Genomic DNA, 9,349 nt, shown 5'->3' on the forward strand with positions numbered 1-9,349 from the left:
TCTCATGGGTCTTGAAGCAGCCAAGGCTGTAAATAGCGAACAAGGAGGATTTATGCGTGCAGTACTGATGGCAGGCGGTTCGGGAACGCGGCTTCGCCCGTTAACTTGCGATCTCCCCAAACCGATGGTGCCCATTCTAAATCGACCAATTGCCGAACATATTATCAATCTTCTCAAACGACATCAAATTACAGAAGTTATTGCAACATTGCATTATTTACCTGATGTCTTGCGAGACTATTTTCAAGATGGCAGCGATTTTGGTGTCCAGATGACCTATGCTGTCGAAGAAGATCAGCCTTTGGGTACAGCAGGCTGTGTGAAAAACATTGCCGAACTCCTTGATGAAACCTTTTTAGTCATTAGCGGTGATAGCATAACAGATTTTGACCTCACGGCAGCGATCGCATTTCACAAACAAAAAAAGTCAAAAGCTACTTTGATTTTAACCAGAGTTCCTAACCCGATTGAATTTGGGGTGGTGATTACCGATGAGGAAGCACGGATTCGGCGATTTTTAGAAAAACCCTCTAGTAGTGAAATTTTTTCCGATACCGTCAACACTGGTACTTACATTCTCGAACCAGAAGTTTTGGAATATATGCCAGCAAACACTGAATCTGACTTTTCCAAAGACTTATTCCCCTTACTACTAGCAAAAGATGAGCCAATGTATGGTTACATTGCTCAAGGTTACTGGTGTGACGTTGGTCACTTAGATGCCTATCGTGAAGCTCAGTATGACGCCTTAGATCAGAAAGTGCAACTGGATTGTGCCTATAAAGAAGTTTCCCCTAAATTATGGGTGGGTCAAAATACTTACATCGACCAAACGGCTGTGATTCAAACCCCAGCAGTGATTGGTGATAATTGCCGCATCGGTGCAAGAGTGCAGATTGAGCCAGGAACCGTAATTGGCGATAATGTCACTATTGGTGCTGATGCGAATCTCAAACGTCCCATAGTCTGGAATGGAGCATTCATTGGTGAGGAAGCAGCTCTTTCTGCCTGTGTAATTTCCCGTGGTACTCGTGTAGACCGCCGCGCTCAAGTATTGGAAGCTGCTGTTGTGGGTTCGCTTTCTACGGTGGGAGAAGAAGCCCAAATTAGCCCCGGCGTGCGCGTTTGGCCCAGTAAAAAGATTGAGTCAGGGGCAATTTTAAACATTAACTTGATTTGGGGAAACACCGCCCAACGGAATTTATTTGGGCAACGTGGTGTGCAAGGATTAGCTAATATCGACCTCACCCCAGAATTCGCCGTAAAATTGGGAGCTGCTTACGGTTCTACCTTAAAACCTGGTTCTAAGGTAACAGTTTCTCGTGACCAGCGTAATGTCTCTCGAATGGTGACGCGATCGCTGATTGCTGGTTTGATGTCAGTAGGTATTGATATTCAAAACCTCGATGCTACAGCTATCCCTATCACCCGCACGATTATACCCACAATGTCGGTAGCTGGTGGTATCCATGTGCGGGTACACCCCGATCGCCCTGACTACATTTTGATTGAATTCATGGATGCCAAGGGGATTAATATTTCCAAAGCCCTAGAAAAGAAAATTGAAGGGGCTTACTTTAAAGAGGATATGCGACGGGCGCTAATTCATGAAATTGGTGATGTGTCTTACCCTAGCCAAGTCATGGATCGCTACTGCACTGCTTTTGAGAAACTGTTACATGTTCATACACTCCGCAACAGCCGCGCAAAAGTGGTGATTGACTATGTTTATGCAGTATCGGGGGCAGTTTTACCCCAAATGTTAGATAAATTTGGCGCTGATGCAGTGGTGCTGAATGCCAGTGTCAATAAAACGGCGATGTCTGTAGCTGACCGCGAAGCATTACTGACTCAGTTAGGTCATGTAGTCGAGGCATTGAAAGCTAACTTTGGTGTGCAAGTCACGGGTAATGGAGAACAGCTGATTTTAGTTGATGAATCAGGCTACCCAATTCGTGGGGAAACTTTAACAGCACTGATGGTAGACATGATTCTGACGGCTAACCCCAGAGGAACTGTAGTAGTGCCAGTCCATGCTTCCAGTGCTATTGAACAAGTCGCCCGTCGCCATGATGGTAGAGTGATTCGCACCAAAGCTAACCCTACAGCTTTGATGGAGGCTTGTCAGAAAAATCCGAATGTGGTGTTAGGAGGTAGTGGAGATACTGGTTTTATTTTCCCGCAACTGCATCCGGGATTTGATGCCATGTTCTGCATTGCTAAGATAATTGAGATGTTGACTATCCAGGAGCGATCGCTTGCTGCTGCGCGGTCAGAATTGCCCCGTGTAATTCACAAAACTTATACAATCCGCTGCCCCTGGACAGCCAAGGGTGCTTTGATGCGTTACTTAGTAGAAACTCACCCAGCCCAAAACCTAGAACTCATCGATGGAGTGAAAATTTGTCAACCCTACGATGACAGTTGGCTGTTAGTTTTACCAGATGCCAGCGAACCACTGGTGCATTTGTATGCAAATAGCAACGATCGCGATTGGGTAGATGAGACTGTAAGAAACTACCGCACCCGTGTTCAAGCGTTTGTGGAAAGACAACAAGAGTATCAACCTGCCGAAGTGTAATTTGTAATTCGGAATTCGTAATTGAATTTTTTAATTACGAATTCCGAACTACGAATTATGCGGTTTTTGGTTGGATGCAATTGAGAACCACTATATAAAACTTCTGACAATATAGCCCTACTTAATCATTAGTAAAAAGTTAGATCCCCGACAACTTTTACGAAGTCGGGGATCTGGACACCGGAGATTTTCACAAATCAAATAGGATTGCGATCGCTACTCTTTTCAAGGCATTCTAGAAGCGGTTTGCCTTGTTAAGAGTCTCAGACTGGGAATACCAGTTCGGAGGCGGAGCCTCCCTCTCTTGGCGGCAGAGCCGCCAGGGTATGCATTTCCAGCCAGAGACTGGAAACGAGATTTTACGAGGTTTATAGTTTAAGTTGACACTAATAAGCATTGCTATGCCCCTACGAGAAATCTATACGTATCAGGGTTTGTATGAAACGGTATGAGAGGGGTTTAAAATTATCATCGAGGACATTCTGGTAAACTTCTCTCAGCGTATTTGCAATCAAAATAAATTAAAGCTTCCCCAGTAGAGGTAAATTCTCTACTTGTGAAGTATGCCTCACTTTTTGGACTTGCTTCATTTGACCAAATTTTCAAATAGTAACCACTATTATCATCGCTAGACCATAATTCATAACGGTAATTACCTCCTATCCCCTCACTAGTTAAATAGTCAGCTAGTACTTTATTTGATGCAGACAATAAGCTCAATCCAGTCAAAACCGGAATTACAGCTACTTTTAGTATTTGGATTAATTTCATAAATGCACAAAAAAGTTACTTTCTCTAGCTTCCTTTACCGATGTATGTTTTGAAACTAGTAATCATTCGGAATATTGTGTGAGGATATCGTAAGGCACTTATAAGAAGTTGGCTTCTAGCTCACTCCTTGTTGGGGTGGAATGATCCGTCGCCCGCCTTTTCAGTTTGTTTCTGAAATTCTTCATAAAACTTTACTTAAATCAAATGATAAACTTTTGCAATTACTCTGGTAGTATATCTTCATGCTTCTTGAGATAGATATTCATTAAGCTAATAGTTGAAGTTATTTGTAAACTTTCTCAGGAGATAACGCCATGACAAGCGTGGCTGTTCAAAAACCGGAGTCAATTCCCTGGTGGGCAGGGAACGCCCGGTTAACCAACCTCTCAGGTAAGCTTTTGGGCGCTCACGTTGCTCATGCGGGGTTAATTGTTCTCTGGGCTGGTGCAACAACCCTTTTTGAACTTGCCCACTTCAACAGAGCGCAACCAATGTACGAACAGGGCTTAATTCTATTGCCCCATCTTGCAACCCTTGGTTGGGGTGTTGGAAGTGGTGGACAGATAGTAGATACCTATCCTTACTTCGTCGTTGGAGTATTGCACCTAATTAGCTCCGCCTTCCTGGGATTTGGCGGTATCTTTCATGCCCTACGTGGGCCCGCCATCTTAGAAGAGAGATTTTCCTTCTTTGGCTATCGCTGGGAAGATGCTAATAAAATGACCACTATTCTGGGTATTCACCTAGTATTACTGGGTCTGGGAGCCGGGTTATTGGTTGCCAAAGCCATGTTCTTTGGCGGCTTGTACGATTCTACGGTGGCTGAGGTGCGCGTAGTTTCTAGCCCTACTTTGAACTCCGTCGTCATTTTTGGCTACTTATTTGGTGGCGGTGGCAAACACTGGATTGCTGGAGTTAATAACCTGGAAGACTTGGTTGGTGGTCATATTTGGGTCAGCATTCTCTGCATTGCTGGCGGTATCTGGCACATTACCACTCAACCTTTTGGCTGGACAAAGCAGCTTTTTATCTGGTCAGGAGAAGCATACCTTTCTTACAGCTTGGGTGCTTTAGCTCTAATGGGTTTTATTGCCGCTTATTTTGTCTCTGTTAACACATTAGCTTACCCAACAGAATTTTATGGGCCAGCCCTGAATATTGGGTTTGACCGTTTTCCCTACTTCCAGAGTGGAAATTTACTATCCTCTCGCGTTTGGCTGGCGAATGCTCATTTTTGGCTAGGTTTCTTCTTTCTTCAAGGGCATCTTTGGCACGCTTTACGCGCTGCTGGATTTGACTTTGGCGCTTGGAGAGTCGTCCGTTCAACTCGTGGGGAGGCAATCTAACTATGGCAACTGCAACCATAATTCCGCAGGAATCCGGTTGGTGGGCTGGCAATGCCCGATTCATTAACCTATCGGGTAAGCTTTTGGGCGCTCATGTTGCTCATGCTGGGTTGATTGTCCTTTGGGCAGGAGGAATGACTCTATTTGAAATCACTAAATACGACCTCTCCCGACCGATGTATGAGCAGGGATTAATTTTGCTGCCCCATCTGGCAACTTTAGGATTTGGTGTTGGCGACGGCGGCCAAATTATTGATACCTATCCTTATGTTGTAATTGGTGTTTTACATCTAATTAGTTCCGCTGTACTAGGTGCTGGTGGCATTTACCATGCCGTTCTAGGCCCAGCAGTGTTGAATGATAACCCGTCTTTCCCTGGCTTGTTTGGCTACGACTGGAAAGATGAAGACAAGATGACCACGATCATCGGCATTCATTTGCTGTTGTTGGGGCTGGGGGCTTGGTTGTTGGTGGCAAAGGCGCTGTTTTGGGGTGGTCTTTATGACCCGGCAGTGGCATCTGTACGAGTGATTACTGAACCGACTATTAACCCTGGTCGCATCTTTGGCTATCTCTTCGGTGCTTTTGGCAAACAGGGAATGGCAGCAGTTAATAACCTAGAAGATGTCATTGGTGGACATATCTGGGTAGGAATACTCTGCATTGTCGGAGGATTTTGGCACATTCTCACCAAGCCTTTTAGTTGGGCGAAAAAGGTACTATTTTGGTCTGGTGAGGCTTACCTATCCTATAGCCTGGGCGCTCTGGCTTACATGGGTTTGTTGGCAGCATATTTTGTAACGGTAAATGATACCGTTTATCCCACAGTTTTCTATGGGCCGTTAGGACTGAGTACTACTGCATCGGGAGTGATTACGGTTCGTACCTGGTTAGCAACCAGTCACTTTGCTTTGGCAGTTGTCTTTTTAGCTGGTCATATCTGGCACGCCTTGAGGGTACGTGTCATAGCGGCTGGACTTGATTTTGAGCAGGGAGTTATCAATCCTGCGGGGAGTCCTGAAATCGGGAATTTCGACACCCCGGTGAATGCTTCTGATATCACCCTGAAGTTGTTGGCAAATCTTCCTATTTATCGTCAAGGCTTGTCTCCCTTTTCACGGGGGCTGGAAATTGGTATGGCGCACGGCTATTTCTTGATTGGCCCGTTCGTAAAACTAGGCCCGTTGCGGGATACGGAGTTGGCAAATCTAGCAGGGCTACTTGCGACAATTGGTCTGCTATTGATTTTGTCTATTTGCTTGTGGTTGTATGGTAGTGTGTCATTTCAAAAACGCAAACCGGCTCAAGGGGAACTACCGGAAAACATGAAAACGGCTAAGTCTTGGAGCGAGTTTGATGCTGGCTGGACAGTGGGTAGCTGCGGAGGAGCTTTGTTTGCCTTCCTGCTGTTAACCAATAGCAGTTTGTTTTTCTAAGTTGCATCAACTTGTGTGAGGTTTACGTACAGGAGGAATGGCTATTGTTGCATAAGTCCTTTTGAACACACAATTATCTATTTATCAGGTGTCAATATGTCGAAAAAAATTGGTTTGTTTTACGGTACTCAAACTGGCAACACTGAATCTGATGCCGAAAAAATTCGGGATGAGTTTGGTGGTGATGTTGTAACATTACATGCCATTTACGAAGCGGATACTAGCACTTTTGATGAGTATGAATTGCTGATTATTGGCTCTCCCACTTGGGATATTGGTCAGCTTCAGAGCGATTGGGAAGGCTTTTTCTCTGATCTGGATGATATAGATTTTAGTGGTAAGCTGGTCGCGTATTTTGGTGATGGAGACCAATATGGCTATAGCGATAACTTCCAAGATGCAATAGGAATTCTGGAAGAAAAAATTTCCAAACGGGGCGGTAAAACTGTTGGCTACTGGCCAACTGAGGGGTATGAATTTGATCAATCTAGAGCTTTGAAAAATGGCAAGTTTGTCGGATTGGCACTTGATCAAGGTAGTCAATCTGAGTTAACAGACGAGCGAATTAAAACTTGGGTTGCTCAGTTGAAGACAGAATTTGGTTTGTAGAAAGTAAACTTAAGCCTTGGTGAATGGAATACGCGGCTACACAAACAGGAACTACACCAACTACACCTGCGTGGGTTAAAAGAAAATCAAGGTTTTTACCCGTGCAGATGGGTAGAGCCTAGTGTAGACGCGTTTTCTAATCGCTCTTATAGCTGAAATTGATAATTCAGAAGTTATAGGTATTTATGTCTAATTCATTTGATGTTCTGTGGTTAAATGCTAGTCCTATTTTGAAGCGTTTTGATGAACCATTACTTAAATACTTATCTGGGTATATAAGCGTCGCCCAATGGGAATACCATCAAACCAAAGATGAAGCCAGTTCCATAGATCAAGCTGTGGAGTTAATGGATGAATTTTTAGAATGCCGCGATCGCCCTGTGCATCTTGCAGGTCATGGTATGGGTGGTGCGATCGCTTTAAGCTATGCTCGTCGATTTCCTCAAAAAGTGCGATCGCTCACTCTACTGGCTGTAGCAGCTCAACCTGCAAACAATTGGCACGCTCACTATTACTTTCAACGACAACTTTTTCAGATCAGCCGTGAACTAGTTTTGGCAAGCAGCGTTCGCAGTCTTTTTGGAAATCAATCACCTCATACCACTAAAAAGTTAGTAGCTGCCTTAGATAAAGATTTAGAACAATCTCCCTCGTCACACTCTTTGTTTAAGTTGGTTTATTTACCCAAGGGTGGAGTTTCTATGCCAATGATGGTATGTGGTAGCAAGAGTGATCCGGTAGTCAATCCACCTGCATTGCATGACTGGTTGAATTGGTTAAAGCCAGAAGATAAGCTGTGGGAATGCCCAGAAGGGTATCATTTTTTTCACTACTTCTATCCGGAACAGGTTGGCAAACAGATTTTAAGTTTTTGGGAATGCCACCATCCGCATCCACTGGAAGCATCTGCACTATCCCTAAGCACTTCTACAAATTAGCAATAAAATTTTGCTTAAAAAGGCTTGCTCTAATTCCCTCTTTTTTAAGGGGGGTTAAGGAGGATTAAGTCTTAACCCAAGCGGATTGAATTATAAGTGTTCATCCAAACTTGATATCAGTCTCAGAAAAAACTGCTAGCAAAAACTGATATTTGCTTGCAGCCAAGAGTAGTTAGAGCGGTAATAGTTACTATTGTCGCTTTGCTTGTGGTGTCTATTTTTCCTCCGGTTTTGATGATTACATTTTGTAAAGATATAGTCTAAATAAGAATTACTTTCAATAAACTAAATTTGTGATCTCAATAATTGGTAATTAGCTTCAATAAGTAGAGCATGTGGCAAGAAGTGCTGACCACAATCGGTAACGCCTGCGGTGAATTGGAAGAAGCCCTCCTCCTTTAGGTAAAAGCTTCAGTTCTACACATGTGCTAGCTGATTTATTGGACTTACGCGACATTTCACTGCTGAAATAAAAACTAATTAATTGAGTATTATTAGCAACAATTACTAATCGGCTTAACAATGCAGACATACGGCAATCCCAACGTCAAATTTGATTGGTGGAATGGTAACGCCCGCTTCGCCAACCTCTCTGGCTTATTTATCGGCGCTCATGTGGCACAAGCAGCGCTAACGACGCTCTGGGCTGGGGCGTTTACATGGTTTGAACTCTCTCGCTTCAATCCCCAAGTGCCTATGGGCGAACAGGGGCTGATTTTGCTTCCCCACTTAGCCACCTTGGGTTTTGGTGTCGGCGCAGGTGGTCAGGTAGTCGATACTTACCCTTATTTCGTTATCGGCGCTTTACACTTAATCTCCTCTGCTGTGCTTGGTGCAGGGGCACTTTTCCACACTTTCAAAGGTCCAAAAAACTTAAAAGACGCCACTGGTCGCGCTCGGAAATTTCACTTTGCATGGGACGACTCGAAAAAACTTGGGTTTATCTTAGGACATCACCTGATTTTCTTGGGAGTAGGTGCTTTACTCCTGGTAGGAAAAGCGATGTTCTGGGGAGGACTGTACGACTCGACAATTCACGATGTCCGAGTTGTCACCGACCCCACCCTCAACCCCTTGGTCATTTATGGCTATCAAACTCACTTTGCCAGTGTTAACAACTTAGAAGATTTAGTCGGCGGTCATATCTATGTAGGCTTGTTACTCATTGGCGGCGGTATTTGGCACATCCTCATAGAGCCTTTACCTTGGGCGAAAAAGCTTTTAATTTTCTCCGGTGAAGCCATCCTTTCCTACTCTTTAGGCGGTATTGCCTTAGCAGGATTTGTTGCAGCTTACTTCTGTGCGGTGAATACTTTAGCTTATCCCGTGGAATTTTATGGCCCTATTTTGGAACTAAAACTCGGAGTTAGTCCTTATTTTGCCGACAGCATTAAGTTAGCTAACGGTGGTTACACTTCCAGAGCATGGTTAGCAAATGCCCATTTCTTCTTAGCTTTCTTCTTCTTGCAAGGTCATCTGTGGCACGCCCTACGAGCAATTGGCGTTGACTTTAGCCAAATTGAAAGGGCAATAAATGCCATAGGTAGCGAATCGTAACAAGTGCTGAGTTAGGAGTTATACCAATTCTTTATGAAGCTGCGCTAAATAAAGCTTCAAGAATAAAGTCGTAAGAGGTGAGAGAAACAATCACCTCTGGTGTAATATTTT

7 protein-coding genes are annotated in these 9,349 nt (G+C 44.1%); 6 read left to right on the forward strand and 1 reads right to left on the reverse strand.

The window, feature by feature from the left end:
* Positions 1-52: 52 nt before the first annotated feature.
* Positions 53-2,581: a mannose-1-phosphate guanyltransferase gene (locus V7K46_RS19610; RefSeq protein WP_335115992.1), complete on the forward strand. Its 2,529-nt coding sequence runs from the start codon at positions 53-55 to the stop codon at positions 2,579-2,581.
* 468 nt (positions 2,582-3,049) lie between these two features.
* Here the strand turns inward: V7K46_RS19610 and V7K46_RS19615 are convergent, their stop codons facing one another.
* Positions 3,050-3,352, reverse strand: a complete 303-nt coding sequence (locus tag V7K46_RS19615) for a hypothetical protein (protein WP_335115972.1) — start codon at positions 3,350-3,352, stop codon at positions 3,050-3,052.
* Between the two features lie 314 nt (positions 3,353-3,666).
* On the opposite strand from V7K46_RS19615, the gene V7K46_RS19620 reads away from it, so the two are divergent.
* From V7K46_RS19620 to V7K46_RS19640, 5 genes are all read left to right on the forward strand, one after another.
* Positions 3,667-4,698 carry a chlorophyll a/b binding light-harvesting protein gene (locus tag V7K46_RS19620; RefSeq protein WP_335115974.1) on the forward strand — a complete coding sequence of 344 codons (1,032 nt, stop codon included), beginning with the start codon at positions 3,667-3,669 and terminating at the stop codon, positions 4,696-4,698.
* A gap of 2 nt (positions 4,699-4,700) precedes the next feature.
* Positions 4,701-6,134, forward strand: a complete 1,434-nt coding sequence (locus V7K46_RS19625; protein ID WP_335115976.1) for a chlorophyll a/b binding light-harvesting protein — start codon at positions 4,701-4,703, stop codon at positions 6,132-6,134.
* A 96-nt stretch (positions 6,135-6,230) separates the two neighbouring features.
* The gene (gene fldA / locus V7K46_RS19630) at positions 6,231-6,743 is read left to right on the forward strand and encodes a flavodoxin FldA (RefSeq protein WP_335115978.1); all 513 of its coding nucleotides are present in this window, start codon (positions 6,231-6,233) and stop codon (positions 6,741-6,743) included.
* 185 nt (positions 6,744-6,928) lie between these two features.
* A complete protein-coding gene (locus tag V7K46_RS19635) occupies positions 6,929-7,681 on the forward strand; it encodes an alpha/beta hydrolase (RefSeq protein ID WP_335115980.1) in 753 nt (250 codons plus the stop codon).
* 522 nt (positions 7,682-8,203) lie between these two features.
* Positions 8,204-9,238 carry a chlorophyll a/b binding light-harvesting protein gene (locus V7K46_RS19640; protein WP_335115982.1) on the forward strand — a complete coding sequence of 345 codons (1,035 nt, stop codon included), beginning with the start codon at positions 8,204-8,206 and terminating at the stop codon, positions 9,236-9,238.
* Positions 9,239-9,349: the final 111 nt, after the last annotated feature.

Origin of the sequence: Nostoc sp., from assembly GCF_036917395.1 — a bacterium.
Taxonomy (GTDB): domain Bacteria; phylum Cyanobacteriota; class Cyanobacteriia; order Cyanobacteriales; family Nostocaceae; genus Nostoc.

Coding starts and splice junctions, on each gene's coding strand:
- fldA (WP_335115978.1), top strand. CDS start 6,231: ATGTCGAAAAAAATTGGTTTGTTTTACGGTACTCAAACTGGCAACACT.
- V7K46_RS19620 (WP_335115974.1), top strand. CDS start 3,667: ATGACAAGCGTGGCTGTTCAAAAACCGGAGTCAATTCCCTGGTGGGCA.
- V7K46_RS19625 (WP_335115976.1), top strand. CDS start 4,701: ATGGCAACTGCAACCATAATTCCGCAGGAATCCGGTTGGTGGGCTGGC.
- V7K46_RS19610 (WP_335115992.1), top strand. CDS start 53: ATGCGTGCAGTACTGATGGCAGGCGGTTCGGGAACGCGGCTTCGCCCG.
- V7K46_RS19640 (WP_335115982.1), top strand. CDS start 8,204: ATGCAGACATACGGCAATCCCAACGTCAAATTTGATTGGTGGAATGGT.
- V7K46_RS19615 (WP_335115972.1), bottom strand. CDS start 3,352: ATGAAATTAATCCAAATACTAAAAGTAGCTGTAATTCCGGTTTTGACT.
- V7K46_RS19635 (WP_335115980.1), top strand. CDS start 6,929: ATGTCTAATTCATTTGATGTTCTGTGGTTAAATGCTAGTCCTATTTTG.